Origin of the sequence: Streptomyces sp. NPDC056835 (genome assembly GCF_042789485.1) — a bacterium.
In the GTDB taxonomy this organism is placed as follows: Bacteria; Actinomycetota; Actinomycetes; order Streptomycetales; family Streptomycetaceae; genus Streptomyces.
Window position 1 is genome coordinate 26,610 of the sequence record NZ_JBHUBB010000011.1, and the last position, 18,401, is coordinate 45,010.

At 67.9% G+C, this 18,401-nt stretch carries 13 protein-coding genes, 1 tRNA gene and 2 pseudogenes; 12 read left to right on the forward strand and 4 right to left on the reverse strand.

Annotated features, from left to right (window positions below; translation table 11 throughout):
• Positions 1 to 27 precede the first annotated feature (27 nt).
• Positions 28 to 546 carry an NUDIX hydrolase gene (locus ACFRMN_RS14575; RefSeq protein WP_383018582.1) on the reverse strand — a complete coding sequence of 173 codons (519 nt, stop codon included), beginning with the start codon at positions 544 to 546 and terminating at the stop codon, positions 28 to 30.
• A gap of 198 nt (positions 547 to 744) precedes the next feature.
• Between ACFRMN_RS14575 and ACFRMN_RS14580 the strand changes: the two genes are divergently transcribed.
• From ACFRMN_RS14580 to ACFRMN_RS14605, 6 genes are all read left to right on the forward strand, one after another.
• Positions 745 to 1,029, forward strand: a complete 285-nt coding sequence (locus ACFRMN_RS14580; protein ID WP_383018585.1) for a hypothetical protein — start codon at positions 745 to 747, stop codon at positions 1,027 to 1,029.
• Complete coding sequence (locus ACFRMN_RS14585) at positions 1,026 to 2,777, forward strand: hypothetical protein (RefSeq protein WP_383018588.1); 1,752 nt, start codon at positions 1,026 to 1,028, stop codon at positions 2,775 to 2,777. The genes ACFRMN_RS14580 and ACFRMN_RS14585 overlap by 4 nt, the downstream gene beginning before the upstream one ends.
• Positions 2,774 to 4,468 (forward strand): hypothetical protein, encoded by a 1,695-nt coding sequence (locus tag ACFRMN_RS14590; protein WP_383018591.1) that lies wholly within the window; start codon positions 2,774 to 2,776, stop codon positions 4,466 to 4,468. Before ACFRMN_RS14585 ends, ACFRMN_RS14590 begins: the two co-directional genes overlap by 4 nt.
• A gap of 65 nt (positions 4,469 to 4,533) precedes the next feature.
• Complete coding sequence (locus ACFRMN_RS14595; RefSeq protein ID WP_383018594.1) at positions 4,534 to 5,655, forward strand: tyrosine-type recombinase/integrase; 1,122 nt, start codon at positions 4,534 to 4,536, stop codon at positions 5,653 to 5,655.
• Entirely contained in the window at positions 5,652 to 5,999 is a 348-nt protein-coding gene (locus ACFRMN_RS14600; RefSeq protein ID WP_383018597.1) for a helix-turn-helix domain-containing protein, read from the forward strand. Before ACFRMN_RS14595 ends, ACFRMN_RS14600 begins: the two co-directional genes overlap by 4 nt.
• Positions 5,996 to 9,280: an ABC transporter permease gene (locus ACFRMN_RS14605; protein ID WP_383018600.1), complete on the forward strand. Its 3,285-nt coding sequence runs from the start codon at positions 5,996 to 5,998 to the stop codon at positions 9,278 to 9,280. Before ACFRMN_RS14600 ends, ACFRMN_RS14605 begins: the two co-directional genes overlap by 4 nt.
• Here the strand turns inward: ACFRMN_RS14605 and ACFRMN_RS14610 are convergent.
• Positions 9,277 to 9,507: pseudogene (locus ACFRMN_RS14610) on the reverse strand (hypothetical protein); the annotation flags it as partial. The gene ACFRMN_RS14605 and the pseudogene ACFRMN_RS14610 overlap by 4 nt on opposite strands.
• Before the next feature lie 47 nt (positions 9,508 to 9,554).
• Here ACFRMN_RS14610 and ACFRMN_RS14615 point away from each other — a divergent pair.
• A pseudogene (locus ACFRMN_RS14615) lies at positions 9,555 to 9,866 on the forward strand (integrase core domain-containing protein); the annotation flags it as partial.
• Between the two features lie 86 nt (positions 9,867 to 9,952).
• Here the strand turns inward: ACFRMN_RS14615 and ACFRMN_RS14620 are convergent.
• Positions 9,953 to 10,029: transfer RNA gene (locus ACFRMN_RS14620), tRNA-Pro, on the reverse strand.
• Positions 10,030 to 10,167: 138 nt separating this feature from the next.
• Here ACFRMN_RS14620 and ACFRMN_RS14625 point away from each other — a divergent pair.
• From ACFRMN_RS14625 to ACFRMN_RS14635, 3 genes are all read left to right on the forward strand, one after another.
• Entirely contained in the window at positions 10,168 to 10,869 is a 702-nt protein-coding gene (locus ACFRMN_RS14625) for a transketolase (protein WP_383018603.1), read from the forward strand.
• 92 nt (positions 10,870 to 10,961) lie between these two features.
• A complete protein-coding gene (locus tag ACFRMN_RS14630) occupies positions 10,962 to 11,864 on the forward strand; it encodes a transketolase family protein (RefSeq protein WP_383018606.1) in 903 nt (300 codons plus the stop codon).
• Positions 11,865 to 12,058: 194 nt separating this feature from the next.
• Positions 12,059 to 12,571 (forward strand): DUF664 domain-containing protein, encoded by a 513-nt coding sequence (locus tag ACFRMN_RS14635; protein ID WP_383018609.1) that lies wholly within the window; start codon positions 12,059 to 12,061, stop codon positions 12,569 to 12,571.
• Positions 12,572 to 12,620: 49 nt separating this feature from the next.
• Here ACFRMN_RS14635 and ACFRMN_RS14640 read toward each other — a convergent pair whose 3' ends face one another.
• Positions 12,621 to 13,523 carry a LysR family transcriptional regulator gene (locus ACFRMN_RS14640; protein ID WP_383018612.1) on the reverse strand — a complete coding sequence of 301 codons (903 nt, stop codon included), beginning with the start codon at positions 13,521 to 13,523 and terminating at the stop codon, positions 12,621 to 12,623.
• Between the two features lie 165 nt (positions 13,524 to 13,688).
• Here ACFRMN_RS14640 and ACFRMN_RS14645 point away from each other — a divergent pair, with 165 nt between their 5' ends.
• Both ACFRMN_RS14645 and ACFRMN_RS14650 read left to right on the forward strand, forming a co-directional pair.
• Complete coding sequence (locus ACFRMN_RS14645; RefSeq protein ID WP_383018615.1) at positions 13,689 to 14,546, forward strand: aldo/keto reductase; 858 nt, start codon at positions 13,689 to 13,691, stop codon at positions 14,544 to 14,546.
• A gap of 439 nt (positions 14,547 to 14,985) precedes the next feature.
• Positions 14,986 to 18,384, forward strand: a complete 3,399-nt coding sequence (locus tag ACFRMN_RS14650) for a ThuA domain-containing protein (RefSeq protein ID WP_383019068.1) — start codon at positions 14,986 to 14,988, stop codon at positions 18,382 to 18,384.
• Positions 18,385 to 18,401: the final 17 nt, after the last annotated feature.

Sequence of the window (18,401 nt, forward strand, 5' to 3'; positions counted from 1 at the left end):
CTGGACCGAGGCCACCCGCATCGCCTATCACCCAGCCAGTTCGCCCGCACCGCTGCCGGATCCGGACTCCAAGTATCGACGCAGAGCTTCCCGCCCTCCCGGAACGAAGCACCATTGATCAATCACGTCGCGCAGTTCGTCCAACGTCAGCCAGTCCTGCCAGCCGATCTCACCCGGGTCCGGGACCAGGTGTTCCGACACGACAGCTTCATGAACCCCAAACCACACGGGGCTGATCCCCTCCCGGCAAAGGAACTTGAACATGAAGCGCACGGGCACACGAACGCCCAGCTCTTCGGACAGTTCCCGGGCCGCGGCTTCCTCATACGACTCGCCCACGTTCACGGCGCCACCGACCATCACGTCGTAGTAGCCAGGGAACCGGGAATGCGTCTCGGACCGCCGCAGCACCAAGGTCCGCCCTGCCTGATCACGGCAGATCGTCGTGGCAATGCGATGCGGCCAGTGCTGACGCTCCGCGTCGCCTCGTTCGACGACTCCCAAGACGCGGTCCTGCTCATCCACATGTTCCACCAATTCGCTCACGGAGGCACGATCTCAGTCCCCACTGACAGCGCGGCCCGAGGAACACGAGAGAGAGTGACCTGCATCACAGGAGATCCTGCGGAATACAACACAACCGACCATCTGCGTCGCGAAAGCCGCCTCTGCGAGAGGACCTGCTCAATCGCCACACGGAGTCATCCGCACACGGCCTCTGCGGACACAAGGCACACCTTCGCGTTGAAGATGCTGGTCGCGCTGATGCACGCCATGGACAAACGGTTCGGACTCACCCCGGAGGAGCGGCGGGACTTCCGCCTGCTCTATGGGGATGCCTGGCGGATGGTCAAGGACCTCCTCGATCACGCGAGCGAGGAGACCACCCGCAAGATCTACCTCGCCCCCGTCTCGGACCTGCAGATCCGGTCCCTGCTGCTGGACGAGACCGACCCGGGCACCAACGAACTGCTGGCCCGGATCGCGAAGACGTCGGAACGCGTCCTGGACAGCGAGGCACCGGCATGAGCACGCGAGGACGCCGCGCTGCTTTGCCCGGGGACGACGGGCACCGGCGCAAGCCGCCGCTGGAGCCCGGTGAACTGCTGGTCTGGCACGTGGCCGAAAACGGGGCGACCAAAGCCAGTTACGACTTCGGCCAGCTGGCGGTCGGTCCGCTGCTGCAGCGCGAACTGGCGGAGGCGTTCGCCGTTCAGTGCGGGCCCACCGGCACCTGGAAGACGCTGCCCTCCAGCCGGGAGTCCTGGCTGATCTTTCTCTACTTCAGCCGCTTCCTGGCCGAACAGGAGCAAGTCCCGCAGTCTCTGGGCGAGTTGACCCCGGACATCTGGGCGGGCTGGCGGTTGAGCCACACACCGAACTCCACGGGGAGTCGGCAGGTCCGCAAGGTCGCCCGGCTGCTGAAGCAGCATCCGTTGGTGCCCGAGGAGACCCGGAAGCTGATGAACAAGCGGATGCCGAAGGAGAAGGCGCCGAAGGAGATCGCCTACAGCGAAGCCGAGTTCGACCGCATCAAGCTGCTTGCCACGCAGCGGTTCCGCCCGGCCCTGCATCGCATCCGTGCCAACTGGCAGCACCTCCTTGACTGGCGGGCGGGCAGGTTCGAAAGAGGTACAGACGACTGGCTCGTCGGTGAGGCACTGGACCAGCTGGTCCGCACCGGCTCGACGCCGTTCCTCGTCCGCTCGGATGGCCGCCTCCGTCCCGACCCGCGTTACACCCAAGCCCTGGGCGGCAACCGGGCCGAGGACACGTGGATGCGGCTGTTCATGACCACCGATGAGGGTTGCGCACTGATGGTCCTGATCATCGCGGCCTACGGGTGGAACGCGACCCCGGTCGTCGAGATGAAGGTGCCCGATGCAAGCCCCGACGCGGGCAACGAGGGGCAGATCATCTACCGGGTCGAGTTGGAGAAGCGGCGCCGTCGCCCGGCGGACGGCTACGAGACGAGGAACCTGGCCGACTGGGGAGCGAGCTCTCCCGGGCGGCTGATCACGCAGGCGATCGAGTCCACCGCTCCGGCACGGGAGATGCTGAAGAACGTGGGGGCACCCACCGACCGGCTGATCGTCTGGCGGCTTGCTCAGCGGCGGGCCGCTTACGGCGAGGGGGCGGCCAGCCTGTTCGATAGCCACTTCCACGCCAATATCTGGCGCAACTGGCGCCAGGAGCTGGGCGGCGAGGGCTCGTTGAACCTGCGGCGCCTGCGCAAGACCGTGGTGATCGCGCATCAGCGGCAGCCCACGCAGCACAGTCAGGACACCCACGACGGCGCTTATGTCCTGGCGGACCCGCGCACGCACGCGGCGGCCCAACCGGTGATCACCGACGGGGTCGAGGAGGCGCTGGAGGCGGCCAGGTCGTCGTTCAAGGCCCAGATCAGCCGGGCGGACACGAACGTGGAGAAGGACACCCCGACCACCAGCTGCAGCGACTACACCCACAGCCCGTTCGGGGAACAGGGGGTGCCTTGCCGGGCGTCGTTCCTGCTCTGCACGGCCTGCCCGAACGCCGTGATCACTCCGCGTCACCTGCCGCGGCTGGCCTATCTGCTGCACGTGCTGGAGGAGCTGAGGGCGGTGCTTTCGCCGGAGGTGTGGGACCAGGACTGGTGCGAGCCCTTCGCGCGGATACGGAACCTGCGCAAGGCCCCCGCCTTCACCGACACGGAATGGAACGACGCCCTGGAGACGGCAAGTGCCCACGAACGAAGGATCATTGACCAGCTGCTGAAGAAGGGATTCGACGCATGACTCTGGCCTTGAACGCCCGCTTCGCGACCCCGGCGGCCGACGCCTTCGTGTTCGATCCTGACCGGGCGGTCGAGGGCCGCCGCGACTTCGTGCCCCGCTACGGCGACGACGGCTGGTCGTTGCTTGCGCTGACCCAGAACCCGTCGCAGACGGACGACATCATCCGCTGGCGATGGTTCCCCGAGGTCTTCAGGGAGCCGTTCCGCTACGCATCCTGGACGTTGATCAACTACCCGCTGCCCGACCGGGACGTTGCCCTGCGCGGCGCGGCTATGCGCTCCAAGCTCAGCGTCGGCCGAATCACGAGGACGGTCAGTGACTGGTCAATGTTCGCCCAGTGGCTCGACGAGCGCGGGATCAAGCAGCTCTCGCTGGTGACGGCCGAAGACTTGTCGGACTGCAGCCGTCATCTCGACAAGGCACGGGGGTTGGCCCGCAACACGGCCACCAGTCATCTGATCGCGCTCTCCCGGCTGCACTACTACGGACGGTTGTATCTGCCCGGCTCCGACCGGCTCGTCGCGCCGCCCTGGGTCGAGGAGGGCATGGACGACTACCTGCCGGCGGCCTCGCCGCTGGGCGAGAACGTCACCGAGCCGATCGCCCCGGCGACGATGGGGCCGTTGCTGGTCTGGGCCCTGCGGTTCGTCGAGGAGTACGCCGACGACATCCTGGCCGCCTTCGAGGAACACCGACGGCTGGTCGAGATCGCGGAAGGGCTGAAGGGCCCGTTCAAGAAGGGATCGGGCCTGCGGCTGGTCACCTACCTCGAACAGCTGGAGGCCGAGGGCAGACCCGTCCCGGCGTTGATCGGAGACACGAAGATCTCGACGCCGGGGGTGTTCCTGGCCGGGCTGACGGGGACTCCGGCCGTGAGGGTCCACCAGGTCATGAACTATCCGCGCTGGAAGGCATACAAGGTCCAAAACCCCGGCCGGTGCCTGCTGGATACCCCCATCACCGCGAAACTGGGCGGGGAGCCCTGGCACGGTCCGTTCGACTTCCACGACGTCCCCGGGATCCTGAAACACCTGGTCACCGCCTGTTTCATCGTCCTGGGCTATCTCACCGGGATGCGAACCGGGGAGATCCTGGCGCTGGAGAACGGGTGCTGCCCGGATCCACAGGGGCCGCCGGAGGCGGCCCGGCGGCACCTCATCTATGCCCGGCAGTTCAAGGTCGCCCGCGACGACGACGGCAATCACCGATCCGCCGGAGTCGTACGCGAAGCTCCCTGGGTGGCAGTCCCGCAGGTCGTCACGGCAGTGCGGGTGCTGGAACAACTCGGCGGGCACGGACTGCTGTTCGCAATCGAGGTCCACGAACCGCTCCAGCCCGAGCGCCGCAGCGGCAGGTCGCTGGCGATCGCCACGATGAGCAACCGCATCGAGTCGTTCATCGAGTGGGTCAACACTCATGCCCAGAGCCGGGGACGACAGGCTGAGGCAATCCCGGCCGACCCGCATGGACGGGTCGGCACGGGCCGCTTCCGCCGCACTCTGGCCTGGCACATCGCCCGCCGACCCGGCGGACTGGTGGCACTGGCAGTTCAGTACGGGCACATGCGCACCGCGGTGAGCGCCGGCTACGCCGACCCTCGGGAATTGCATCAGATGGGCGAGAAGTCGCAGGTCGCCTGCTCACTGCGAGGGCTTGACGGTCTCCGACGCTACTACGGACTAGCAGCCTGAGCAGGTATGTTGCCGAGGTGGTCCCGTTTGATGCATGATTTGCCCTCCAGAAGGGATGGTCTGGAGTGGTGCATCAGCAGAAGGTGGCCCTGGCCGGGGCAGCTCATCTGGAGCTCGTGTCCGGGGTGGTTCAGCTGCGTCCGGAGGACGCGATGTTCGACGCGATGCTGAGGGGCTGGCGGGCTCAGCAGAAGTCGCGAGGCTTGAAGGACGAGACGATCGACCCCAGGGAACGGCTCGTCCGCCGGTTCCTCGAGTTCGCGAACGACTACCCGTGGCAGTGGACACCGGCCCACATGGATGAGTGGTCCGCCTCGCTGACGGGCGAGAAGCATCTGGCGCCGTCCACGATCCGCAGCTACCAGGGTGACATCCGGCTGTTCACCGAGTTCCTCATCCACGGCCGCTACGGCTGGGGACCTGCCTGCGAAGAAGCCTTCGGCGTTCACCCGGTGGCGATCGCTCACGAGTGGAACACCCTGCCCCACCTGCAGGACTACGAAGGCGATCCGGAAGCGAGGCCGTTCACCCGCGAAGAACTGCAACGGTTCCTCGACTACGCCGATGACCAGGTCGCACGTGCCGTGAAGTCCAAGCGCAAGGGCGCCCTCGCGGCCTACCGCGACGCCACCCTCTTCAAGGTCATCTACGGCTGGGGCCTTCGTCGGACCGAGACGTCGAAGCTGGACGTGGTCGACTTCGGACGGAACCCGAAGGCTCGCCAGTTCGGCCGGTACGGCACGCTCAACGTCCGCTATGGCAAGGCGAAGAAGGGCCAGCCGCCGCGACGAAGGAACGTGCTGTCGGTGATGGACTGGGCCGTCGAGGCGGTCGAGGACTATGTCGAGAACGTCCGGCCGCGCTTCGGTTTCCCCGATCACCCGGCTCTGTGGATCACCGAACGCGGAGGACGCCTACAGCCGAGCTCGATCAACGATCGGTTCGAGGCATACCGCGACGCACTAAAGCTCCCAAAAGAACTAGTTCCGCACTCAATTCGCCATTCTTACGTCACGCATCTGACCGAGGACGGGGTGGACCGGCGCTTCATCCAGCAGCAGGTCGGTCACGAGTGCGACAGCTCCACGGCCATCTACACGCACGTCAGCGACGACTTCATGAACACTGCCTTGAGCAAGGCCCTGGCCCCGGCGTTCGCCGGCGTCTGTCGAGGAAGGACCCGATGATGGCCGCCAAGCTCGACTATCACTGGCACCTGCGCAAGGTCATGGCGGACCGCGGGATGTTCTCCACCACCGACCTCATCCCACCGCTGAAGGAACGCGGCATCACACTGTCGTCGAGCCAGGTCTACCGACTTGTCGTCGAGCGACCCGAACGCCTCAGCCTGAAGATCCTCATGGCCTTGCTCGACATCCTCGACTGCACCATGGACGACCTCATCGAGCCCATCGCCGTGGCCGGCTCCGCAACGAAGCCGAAGAAGGCCGCCGCAGGCGGCACTTCGATCTCCGAAGGAGTCGGCGACCTGCGCCCCCGGAGGGCCCGGATCACCGGAGTCGACCGGTGACCGGTCTCGCCGACGAGGTCCTCGCGGATCCAGTCGGCCTGGTCGTGCGCCTGGTCGGCAACGTCGAAAAGCACCTGCCCGCCGAGCACATCCGCGACATCGTCCTCACAGTCGTACGCGCACGAGCAGGCCGCCGCAGTCTCGCCCAGGCCCTGCACGACGACCCGTCGCTGCTGCGGACCGGACAACCACCGGCGCCCTACTGCGTCGCCAAACTACTCATGGCCCTCCACGACGCCGGAGCCCAGGACGTCGCACTGCCCCGCTGCGGCGAGTGCGGACGCGCATGCCGCTACGTCGGCAGCAGCAGCGGCGGACGGTGGGGATGCTCGCCCTGCTTCGACAAGCCGGCAGTCTGCGCGGGCTGCCACGAAGAACGACGCGTCACCAGCCGGGACCGCAACGGCGAGCCCCGCTGTCAGAACTGCCCCGACGCCGACGGCGATCCGCTCCGGGAACTCACCGAGCTGATCACGAACCTCGATCCCGCCCTCAACACCGACGCGGTCCTGGCCGCGCTCGGCCGTGCCACCGTCCGGCCCGCCGGGCAGCGACGCCTGGCCTGGGCCGTCGTCGCCCGCCCCGAGCTGCTGACCGGGGCCGGTTACGAAGCCCCCACTCCTGCTGCCCTGCGGTTCATCAATGAGCTCGTCGAGGCCGGGGCGACCAAGGTGGTCCGGCCTGCCTGCCCGCGCTGCCACGGAGTGAAGGCGCTGTCCAAACTGCTGGAGGGCAAGAGGATCTGCCGGGCCTGCTTTGCCCGCCACGCGGCCGTCCCCTGCTCCGGCTGCGGGGCCGTGCGCGAGCCCGCCACCCGCGACTCTGAGGGCCGGCCGTTGTGTCCGAACTGCATGATCAGACAGCCCTCGAACCTGGAGGAGTGCGTTGGCTGCCGCCGACGCATGCCCGTCGCGACCCGACTGCCCGACGGCCCCCGCTGCAACAACTGCCGCCCAAGGATCACCGCAGAGTGCGGCATCTGCGGACGAATGGCGGCCTGCGAGATGTCCCGGGCCACCGGCCGGCCGTGGTGCGAACGCTGCCAGCACCGGTGGGTGACCTGCAGCGGCTGCGACTCCGTCGCCCAGGCCCGCGGCGGCACCTGGGAGGCGCCGTTGTGCGCGAAGTGCACCAACCCCGACCCCGACTTCTGGGGCCGCTGCCCGGTCTGCACCACCACCTGGCAGCTCAGCCCCCGCCCCTGCCAGCGATGCGTCCTCGACCAGCGAGTACGCGACCTCCTCGGTGACGCAAGCGGAGCCCTCCGCCCTGAACTCGCCCCGTTCCACGAAGCCTTGACAAGTGCCGAGCGCCCCGACGTCGCCATCGCCTGGGTCTCGCGCTCAAAGGCACGCGATCTCTTGGAGCACATTGGACGCGACGAGCGGCCAGTCACCCACGAGGTCCTCGACGAACTGCCCCCGGGCAAAGTGCTGGCCCACCTGCGCAGTGTCCTGGTCGCGACCGGCACCCTCCCGCCCCGCGACGAACGGCTCGTCGACCTGGAGAATTGGATCACCGAGACCGTCCAGGCCCGCACCGATCTCGCCGAACGTCGGATCCTGCACGGCTATGCGGTCTGGCACCACATGCGCCGGCTCCGCAGACGCCTCGGCGAAGACCACACGACTCGACTCCAGGATCTGAACGTTCGCTGTCACGTCACCGCAGCCGACAGCTTTCTGACCTGGCTCAACAACGAAGGACTCACACTGGGAACGTGCACCCAGCCGGACCTGGAACGTTGGATGGCCGATGCCACGGTCAGCTACCGCGACGAGACCGGCCACTTCGTACGCTGGTCGGTACAGCACCGGCACGGCCGCGGACTCACCTACGGCACCGTCCGCTGGACCGGACCCCAGGGTGCCATAGACAGCGAGAAACGGTGGGCCGACGCCCGGCGCCTCCTCACCGACGACACGCTGCCGACCCCGGATCGCGTCGCCGGCCTGCTGCTGATCCTCTATGCGCAGAAGATCGCTACCATCAGCCAACTCACCGCCGACGATGTCCACATCGACGGCGACACCGTCGCGATCACATTCGGCAGCTCGCCAGTAGTCCTCCCCGCACCGCTGGCCAGCCTGGTCCGTGAGCTCGTCGCGACCCGCTGCGGGGCAAGGCCAAGATCGGCACTCCGGACGATTGCCCCTGGCTGTTCCCGGGCGGCCATCCAGGGCGCCCTCTCACCGACAGCCAGATCGGCAAGCGCCTCCACAGCATCGGGATTCGGCCCAAACAGGATCGGTCCACTGCCCTGTTCACCCTCGCGACCGAGCTTCCCGCCGCGATCCTCGCCCGGATGCTCGGCGTCCACATCAAGGTCGCCGCGGGCGACGGTCCTGGCCTTGCTCGGTGTGGTGATGGTGGCGCTCCTGGGAACCTGCCTTCTCAGTCTCTCCCACTTCCCGAAGCCCCATCACGTTCCGGTGGGCTTCGTAGGGCCGGCAGCCCAAGGTGAGCAGCTGGCGCAGAAGGGAGGTGACGCCCTGAACGTCAAGTCGTATGCGGATCGCACAGAAGCGGTGCAGCACATCGGGAAGTTCGACGTCTACGGGGCCCTCGTCGTGACTCCTCAGGGAAGCGAATTCCTGAAGTCGACCGCCGCGTCGCCTCAGGTAGCCGCCACGCTCACCACGGTGCTTGGCCAGCCCAACACCAAGGTGACGGAGATCAGTCCACTCCCGGCTGACGACTCAGCAGGGGGGAGCATCGCGGTGCTGGTCCAACTCGCCGTGCTCGCCGGGACGATCGGCGCCGTGGGACTCGGCCAGCTGGTTCCGCGCTACCGCGCCAATCTGGCAGCAGGCGAGTTGCCACTTCTGTTCACGGTTATCTACTCACTGTGCATCGGAGTGCTGGCGACTGCGATCGCATCCGGCTTCGGGGTGGGTACAGGCACAGGATTCTGGGCCACATCACTCGCCCTCGGACTGATCACTCTGGCCGTGTGCGCCTCCGTCAGCGCCTTGGTATCGGTGGTCGGGATCGCCGGGTCCGCGGTCGGTGGCCTGCTATTCTTCCTCCTGGGCGTTCCCGCCAGCGGTGCCGCAACTGCCATGCCCATGATGCCCGAAGGCTGGAAGGCCCTGGGCCAGGCCCTGCCGCCAGGTGCCGGGGCGACGATGCTGCGCAAGGTTCTCTACTTCCACGACGCGAGCATCAGCCATCAGGTCCTCGTACTCGGCCTGTACGCGGGTATCGGGCTCCTCGTACTCGGCCTCGTCAACGCCTTCGCCGGAGCTCAGCGCCGGCGAAGCGTGGCCGGCCTCCCCTAACCCTCCGGCAGCGTAAGAGGTCGTTCCATCAGATCGTGCTCGGACGGGAGCTGAACCTCAAGGTCCCCCGTCCCGTGCTGGCCGGGCCCGGACACGTCCCAGGTGAACCCGGGCTCAAGGTCGACCTCCTGCGGGTGAACCTTGAGATAGGCGAGGATCTTGGTCTGACGCGGCGAGCAGACGCAGGCGAAGTTCCACGCCCGCCGATAGGCGCGGTCCTGCTTGCGCGCACCGTCGTGGTTGACCGGCTACCGCAGGCTCAACCACGCTACGAACGTCGCAGCGGGTCCTGACCGACAACGGCTCCTGCTACAAGTCCCACCTGTGGCGCACCTCCCTTGCCGAACAAGGGATCTCACACAAGCGAACCCGGCCCTACCGGCCCCAGACCAACGGGAAGGTCGAGCGGTTCAACCGCACCCTCCTCGACGAATGGGCCTACGCCAAGCCCTACCGGACCGAACAGGAACGACGCGACGCCTACCCCCAATGGCTCCACACCTACAATCACCACCGCGGACACACCGCGCTCAAGGGCCAACCACCCGCCAGCCGCGTCCCCAACCTCACAGGGCAATACACCTAGACCGGCTGGTCCCCAACTGGTCCCCAAGAAACACGGAAAAGGCGGTACCGGATTTCTCCGATACCGCCTGCGACCTGCGAAAACGCTGGTCGGGACGACAGGATTTGAACCTGCGACCCCTTGACCCCCAGTCAAGTGCGCTACCAAGCTGCGCCACGTCCCGATGCCCGTCTGACCTGGGGTTTCCCTGGCCCGAACGCGCATGAGAACAATACCGCACTCGGACCTGTGGTCACGAATCGCTTTCCGGGCGGATCGGGCGCTTGACCTCAAGCGCGGTTGAAGTTGCACCGTGGGTTGCATGAAGACGACAGACATCACCTCCGTAGCGGGATACCAGGATCTGAACCGGCTGCTGGCCCTGATGACGGGGGACGAGAAGCACGGAACGGCCGCGACCTCCACGCTGGACGCTCTGTGGGTGCTGTACGACCGGGTCCTGCGCGTGTCGCCCGAGAGTGTCGACGCGCCGGGGCGGGACCGGTTCCTGCTTTCCAAGGGGCACGGGCCGATGGCGTACTACGCCGTCCTCGCCGCCAAGGGATTCATCGCCGAGGAGACGCTGCCCGGTTTCGGCTCGTACGACTCGCCGCTCGGGCATCACCCCGACCGGACGCTGATTCCGGGCGTGGAGATCAGCAGCGGTTCGCTCGGGCACGGACTGCCGCTCGCCGTGGGCAGTGTGCTCGGGCTCCGTGCGCGGGGGCTCACCGACCCGCGTGTGTGGGTGCTGATCGGGGACGCCGAACTGGACGAGGGCAGCAACCACGAGGCGATCGCCTACGCGGGTCCGGCGGGACTCGATCAGCTCCACACGCTGGTGATCGACAACGCGTCCGCGACGTACGGCTGGCCCGGTGGCATCGCGTCGCGGTTCGAGGCGGCCGGCTGGTCGGTCCCGGCCGTCGACGGCCGGGACCACGAGGCGCTGTACGCGGCCTTCACCGCGCCGCACGCGGGGCGACCCCGGGCGGTCGTGGCCCGCGTCGAGCCCAAGTCCTGAGCGTCGCGCCACGTTCGACCACCAAAGGCACTCCGCCAACAGCACTCCGCCGACCGCATCAGCCGACCGCACCCATCAAGAGGGGCATTTCCATGGACACCATGCGCGACCGCTTCATCTCCACCACCTCCCAGTTGCTGGACGACGACCCACGGCTCGCCGTCGTCCTCGCCGAGATCAGCCGGGACGGCTTCGACGCCGCGGAGCGGCGCCATCCGGACCGCGTGATCAATGTCGGGATCCGTGAACAACTGCTGATCGGAGTGGGCGGCGGACTGGCCCTCGCCGGCCTGCGGCCCATCGTGCACACCTTCGCCGGCTTCCTGGTCGAGCGGCCTTTCGAGCAGGTCAAGCTGGACTTCGGTAATCAGGGCGTGGGCGGCGTGCTGGTCAGCGCGGGGGCCTCCTACGACTGGCCCGCGGGCGGTTTCACCCATATGGCGCCCGGTGATGTCGCGCTGATGGACACACTCGACGGCTGGGCGGTGCACGTACCCGGCCATCCCGACGAGGCCGAGGCTCTGCTGCGGCGATCCGCCGCCGGGGACGGCCGGGATTATGTACGGCTGTCCCTCCAGAGCAACGAGCGGGCACGGCCCGTGACCGGCGCCGGGTTCAGCACCGTACGCGAGGGGCGCGCCGGGGTGGTGATCGCCGTCGGGCCGATGCTGGACAACGTGCTGGCGGCGACGGAGGGGCTGGATACGACGGTGCTGTACGCGACGACCGTGCGGCCCTTCGACGGGGCGGCGCTGCGCCGGGCCGTCACGGGCGGTGACGCGGCGGATGTCGTGCTCGTCGAGCCGTATCTGGCCGGCACTTCCGCTGCCGCGGCCAACGACGCGCTGGTCGAGACCCCGCACCGGGTGCTGGGACTCGGTGTGGCACGCCGCGACCTGCGCCGGTACGGACAGCTGGAGGAGCATCTGGCGGGGCAGGGCCTTGACGCGCGGTCGCTGCGGGAGCGGATCTCCGGGTTCCTGACGCGTACGTGAGGCTTGGGTGGTAGCGGATCGCCTCCTCGGAGCGCATCGCCGGGCCGCGCGAGGGAACCTGGAAGGGACCGGGACCCCTCGATCCGGAAGCCGCCGCTGTCGAGGGCGCCGTGGAAGACCTGCGACGTACGGAAGACGACGACGTACGGGAGACACCGTACGGAAGCGGAAGACGTACAGAAGTGGAGCCTGCCATGACCGCGAGCGTTGATCTGCTCATCGACGCCTTCGGCCGTATCCGCGAGACCGTCCACGAGGCGGTGGACGGCCTCTCCCCCGACGAGCTGGCCCTACGGCTGGACGACGGGGCGAATTCGATCGCCTGGCTGATCTGGCATCTCACCCGGGTCCAGGACGATCACATCGCCGACGCGGCCGGTACGGAAGAGGTGTGGATCGCGCAGGAGTGGTCGGAGAGGTTCGAGCTGCCGTTCTCGCGCCGCTCCACCGGATACGGCCACTCCCCCAAGGACGTGGCCTCGCTCGGCGGGATCTCCGCGGAACTGCTCGCCGATTATCACGACGCCGTTCACGAGCGGACGGTGAAGTACCTCGGCCCGCTCAAGGACGCGGACCTCCGCCGGGTCGTCGACGACGCGTGGACCCCGGCCGTCACTCTCGGCGTACGGCTGGTCAGCGTCATCTCCGACGATCTTCAGCATGTCGGGCAGGCCGCGTTCATCCGGGGGTGGCTGGAGCGGCCCTGAGTCGTACGGAGACACCGGCCCGCGGAGACACCGGCCAGGAGAGGAGATGTCAGGCGGCGGGGGTCCGCGCCCCGGCGCGTGTCAGGTACGACAGCACCTCCCGGGCCGCCGGGCCCGTGCGCTGGTCCTCGGGTACGGCCGCCGAGACCTCCCAGAGGTGGTCCTCCGCACCGGCCAGCGGTACGGTCCCCAGCGCCGCGGCCTGCTCCTTGCGCGCGATCGGGCGGGGCACCACCGCGATGCCGAGACCGTGCCCGACCAGCTCGATCAGACTGTGCACGTCATTGACCTCCAGAGCGACCCGCCGCTCGATGCGGGCGGCGGCGAAGGCCCGGTCGGTGAGGCCGCGGGCGCCCCAGTCCTCGTGGAAGTCGACGAAGACCTCGCCGCCCAGCTCGGCCCATTCGGCCTTCTGCGCCCCGGCCAGCGGATGATCGGGATGGCAGAGCAGCACCATCGGCTCGCTGGCCAGCGGCACCAGCCTTACACCGTCGGGCACGGTCCCGGACACGGCGACGAAGGCGAGGTCGAGCCGTCCGTCCGCGACATCCTCCACGAGCGAGGCGGAGCCCGCCTGCCTCAGCCGTACCTCGACCTCGGGGTGCTCCGCCCGGAACCGCGCGAGCAGACCCGGGACGTGTACGCCCGTGACGCACTGCTCGGTGCCGACGGACAGGGTGCCGCGCAGCAGCCCCTGCACCGCCGCGACCGCCTCCCGGCCCGCCCGTACGCTCGCCAGCGCGCGCGATGCCTCCACGAGCAGGGCGCGGCCGGCGCCGGTCAGCTCGACCCTGCGGGTGGAGCGTACGAAGAGCCGCGCGCCCAGCTCGCGCTCCAGGGCGCGGACGGAGGCCGAGAGTCCCGACTGCGAGACCAACAGCCGCTGGGCGGCCCTGGTGAAGTGGCGCTCTTCCGCGACGGCGACGAAGTATTCGAGATGTCGGAGTTCCACGACGTACGAGCCTAATCCAGCTGGGATGGCGGGAGGTCTCGTTTGAGAAGTCTCATCACTCAATGCGTTCGTTTTCTTCTATTGGACGTCTCAGGGGCCGACGGCAAAGCTGGAGGGTGTCCGCCGGACCCGGCGGGCGTCGCAGCAGGAAGGGTGCTCCACACCATGAAGACTCGCCGCATCGGAACCGTCGAGGTCAGCGCGATCGGTCTGGGCGGTATGCCGATGTCGATCGAGGGACGGCCCGACGAGGCCCGGTCCATCGCCACCATCCACGCGGCGCTGGACGCCGGGGTGACCCTGATCGACACGGCGGACGCCTACCACCGGGACGCCAACGACGTCGGCCACAACGAGGCCCTGATCGCCAAGGCACTGGCCTCCCACAGCCGGGGCTCCGAGGTGCTGGTGGCCACCAAGGGCGGCCATCTGCGCCCCGGCGACGGCTCCTGGACGCTGGACGGTTCCCCCGAGCACCTCAGGCGCGCCTGTGAGGCGTCGCTCGGCCGGCTCGGCGTGGAGGCGATCGGGCTCTACCAGTTCCACCGTCCCGACCCGGAGGTTCCCTACGAGGAGTCCATCGGCGCACTGCGCGATCTGCTCGACGAGGGCAAGATCCTTCAGGCCGGTATCTCCAATGCCGACCCGGATCGGATCCGGTCGGCCAATGAGATCCTCGGTGGCCGGCTGGCCTCGGTGCAGAACCAGTTCTCACCGGCCTTCCGCTCCAGCGAGCCCGAGCTCGAACTCTGCACGGAGCTGGGCATCGCGTTCCTGCCGTGGAGTCCGTTCGGCGGAATCAAGCGCGCGGGTGAACTCGGCTCCTCGTACGCGCCGTTCGCCCGGATCGCGGAGGCTCACGGCGTGAGCCCGCAGCGGGTGTGCCTGGCGTGGATGCTGGCCAAGTCGCCCACGGTGCTGCCGATCCCGGGCTCCAGCCGTCCGGAGACCATCATCGACTCGGTCGCCGCGGCCGACCTCGTACTGACTCCCGCCGAGGTGGCGGAGCTGGACGCGGCCTGACGACACCCGTACACACCGAAACACACGCACCACTGACCCGCCCCGGCGCGATGGCCCGGGGCGGGTCAGCCGTATGTCCGGAGCTCGGAATCGACACGACCCGGAATCGGTACGACCCGGAACCAGCACCACCCGGAATCGGCACCACCCGGCGCCAATTCCCCCGTCCCTGGTACCAGTTCCCTCACCCCGGGCGCCAACTCCCGTATCACAGAGAGCCCTTCCGACCCATTGACCCCCTGTAACAGCTGAACCTACGCTGTGCGACGTACTCCAGAAAGCGCTTTCTAACCCGCAGCTCGGCTCACCAGCACCGGGAGCGCCCATGAGAACATCCGTGAGAACGCCCACGAGAACGTCGTCCGTCAGAGCTCTGCCCCCGTCCTCCTCCCCCGTCCTCGTCATCATCGCGCTACTGGCGCTCGTCCTCGGTCTCGGGATGGCCGCGCCACCCCGCGCCGACGCGGCTCCGTACCGCGTTCTGGTCTTCTCCAAGGTCACCAACTTCACGCACGACTCGATCCCCGCCGGAATCAAGGCTGTTGAGCAGCTGGGCAGCGAGAACGGGTTCGAGGTGGAGGCCACCGACGACGCCACGGCCTTCACCGCGGACAATCTCGCCCGCTTCCAGGCGATCGTCTTCAACAACACCAACTCCACCCCGGAGAGCGGTGATCTGCTCAACGCCGACCAGCGCGCCGCCCTCCAGGGCTTCGTACGAGCGGGCGGCGGCTGGGTCGGTCTGCACGCCGCGTCCGCCAGTGAGCGCGACTGGGGCTGGTACGAGGGGCTGGTCGGCGCGATCTTCGACAAGCACCCCGCCGTCCAGACCGGCCGGGTGAAGGTACTGGACCAGACCCACCCCTCCACCCAGGGCCTTCCCCAGCTCTGGGAGCGCACGGAGGAGTGGTACAACTGGCGCACCAACCCCACCGGCAAGGTGCACACGCTCGCCCAGATCAAGGTGAACGACGGCGTCGACGGGCTGGACGAGGGCGTCGACCAACCGTGGTCGTGGTGCCAGAACTACGACGGCGGACGCTCCTGGTTCACCGCCGGCGGCCATGACTCGTCCTCCTTCCAGGAGGACACGTTCCGTAAGCATCTGCTGGGCGGGATCCAGTGGGCCGCGGGCAACAAGCCCGGCGACTGCACCGCCACCAAGACGGGCGCCTTCCAGCGCACCGCGCTGGCAACCAGCGATCTCGCCGACCCCTTCGAGCTGGCCGTCGCCCCGGACCGCAGGGTCTTCTTCATCCAGCGCACCGGCAAGCTGAAGGTGATCGACCAGAACACGCTCCAGGTCTCGACGGCGCTGGACTTCGCGTACACCCCCGAGATGACGAGCCAGTCCGACGGGCTTCTCGGGCTGGCGCTCGACCCGGATTTCGCGGCGAACAACTGGCTCTATCTGCTGCACTCCGACAAGGTCGAGAAACGGATCAATCTCTCGCGCTTCACGGTCACCGGAAACACCGTCGACCCGGCCTCCGAGAAACGGCTGCTGACCGTTCCCACACTGCGCGGTGAGGGCCGGGCGAATTCCCATATGGCCGGTTCGATCGCCTTCGACAAGAACGGCGATCTGTATGTCGCGACCGGCGACAACACCGATCCGTTCGCCTCCGACGGATTCTCCCCGATCGATGAGCGCGAGGGCCGCCGCGCCTGGGACGCCCAGATGACCTCCGGCAATACGAACGATCTGCGCGGCAAGATTCTGCGGATCACCCCGGAAGACGACGGCACCTACTCCATCCCGGCGGGGAATCTCTTCGCACCGGGTACGGAGAAGACCCGTCCCGAGGTCTATGTGATGGGCATGCGCAATCCGTTCCGTATCACCACCGACCCGCTGAGCGGCGCTCTGCTGGTCGGTGATTACGGACCGGACGCGCGGGAGGCCGTGGCCGACCGGGGTCCTGAGGGTACGGTCGAGTACAACCGGATCACCGAGGCGGGGAATTACGGCTGGCCGTACTGCACCGGCAATAACACCCCGTTCAATGACTACGACTTCGCGACCGGTACCTCGGGGGCGAAATTCGACTGTGCCAAGCCGGTCAATGACTCGCCGAACAACACCGGCCTGCGGGATCTGCCCGCGGCCAAGCCGGCGATGGTCTGGTACGGGTACTCGGCCTCGCCCGAATTCCCGGAGCTGGGTACGGGCGGCGCGGGGCCGATGAGCGGTCCCGTCTACGACTTCGACCCCGAGAACACCTATCCGTCCAAGTTCCCTGAGTACTTCGAAGGGAAATGGCTCACCTACGAGCTGACCAGAACCTGGTTCAAGGCGTTCTCGCTCCAGCGGGAGGACCAGACCTTCACGGATCCGCGCTTCGATCCGGTGAAGGCGGGTGATCTCCACTCCATCAACGGGGTCTTCGGCGATCTGAAGTGGAATCAGCCCTTCGACGCCGACTTCGGGCCCGACGGAGCGCTGTACGTCATCGACTTCGGGCTCGGCAGCGGAACGGGCCGGGGCGGCAGCAACGAGGGCTCGGGCATCTACCGTATCGACTACGTCGCCGACGGCCGGCTGCCCGACGCCAAGTCCACGGCGACCCCGGACAGCGGCCCCGGGCCGCTGAAGGTGACGTTCTCCAGCGAGGGATCGGGCCTCCCCGGCGGCAAGCCGGTGTCCTACGCGTGGGACTTCGACGGCGACGGGACCACCGACTCCACCGAGCCGAATCCGTCCCATGTCTACCGGGACAACGGCCGGTTCACGGCGCGCCTGACCGTCACCGGGCCCGGCGGGCTCACCGCGCTCTCCGTCCAGGAGATCACCGTCGGCAACACCAGACCGGTCGTCACCATCCAACAGCCCCCGAACGGTGGGATGTTCAGCTTCGGCGACACGATCCCGTTCACCGTGAAGGTGAAGGACCTGGAGGACGGGAAGACCGGACCGGGCGGCAGCATCGACTGCTCGCGGGTGGTCGTGCAGTCCCAGCTCGGCCATGACAGCCATCTGCATCCACTGGACAACTACACCGGTTGTGCGGGGGAGATCGTCACCGATGCCGGGGACAGCCATGGCCCCGGGCAGAACCTGTACTACGGCATCACCGCGCAGTACGAGGACAAGGGCGCCGAGGGCGTACCCGCGCTGACCGGCTCGACATCGCTGACGCTGCGTACGACCTTCCGGGAGGCGGAGCACCGCACCGCGACCGGCGGCGCGAACGACGGCACGGTGATCGCCGACCGCGCCGACTCCTCGGGCGGCAAGCGGGTGACCGAGATCGAGGACGGTGACTGGATCTCCTTCGACCCGGTGCATCTGAAGGGCATCACCTCCGTGACGGTGGGCGCCTCGTCGGGCGGTCTGGGCGGCGACATCGAGTTCCGTAACGGCTCACCGACCGGACCGTTGCTGGGGAAGGCGACCATCCCCAACACCGGCGGCTTCGGCAATGTGGTCTCCCCCACGGTCAAGCTGAAGAGCCCCGGCGGCTCGGTGAAGCTGTACGCGGTCTTCACCAACCCTGACTGGTCGGCGGGGAAGCCGGACCTGTTCGCGGTCGACTGGCTGCACTTCAACGGCCCCGGAGTGGAGAAGAAACCGGCCACGAAGGTGTCGCTCAAGGCGACGCCCGCCGAGGGGAGCACGCCGCTGGCCGTGCAGCTCACCAGCACCGTGAAGCCGGCGGCCGGACGCACCATCGCCTCGTACCACTGGGACTTCGGTGACAACACCAAGGGCTCGGGTACGGAGGGGCCGAGCGCGGCCCACACCTACGCACGGCCTGGCGCGTACACAGCGCATCTGACCGTCACCGACGACAAGGGCGACACGACGACCGGCGCGGTCCCGATCCACGTACGCTGAGAGGAGAGAGAGTGACG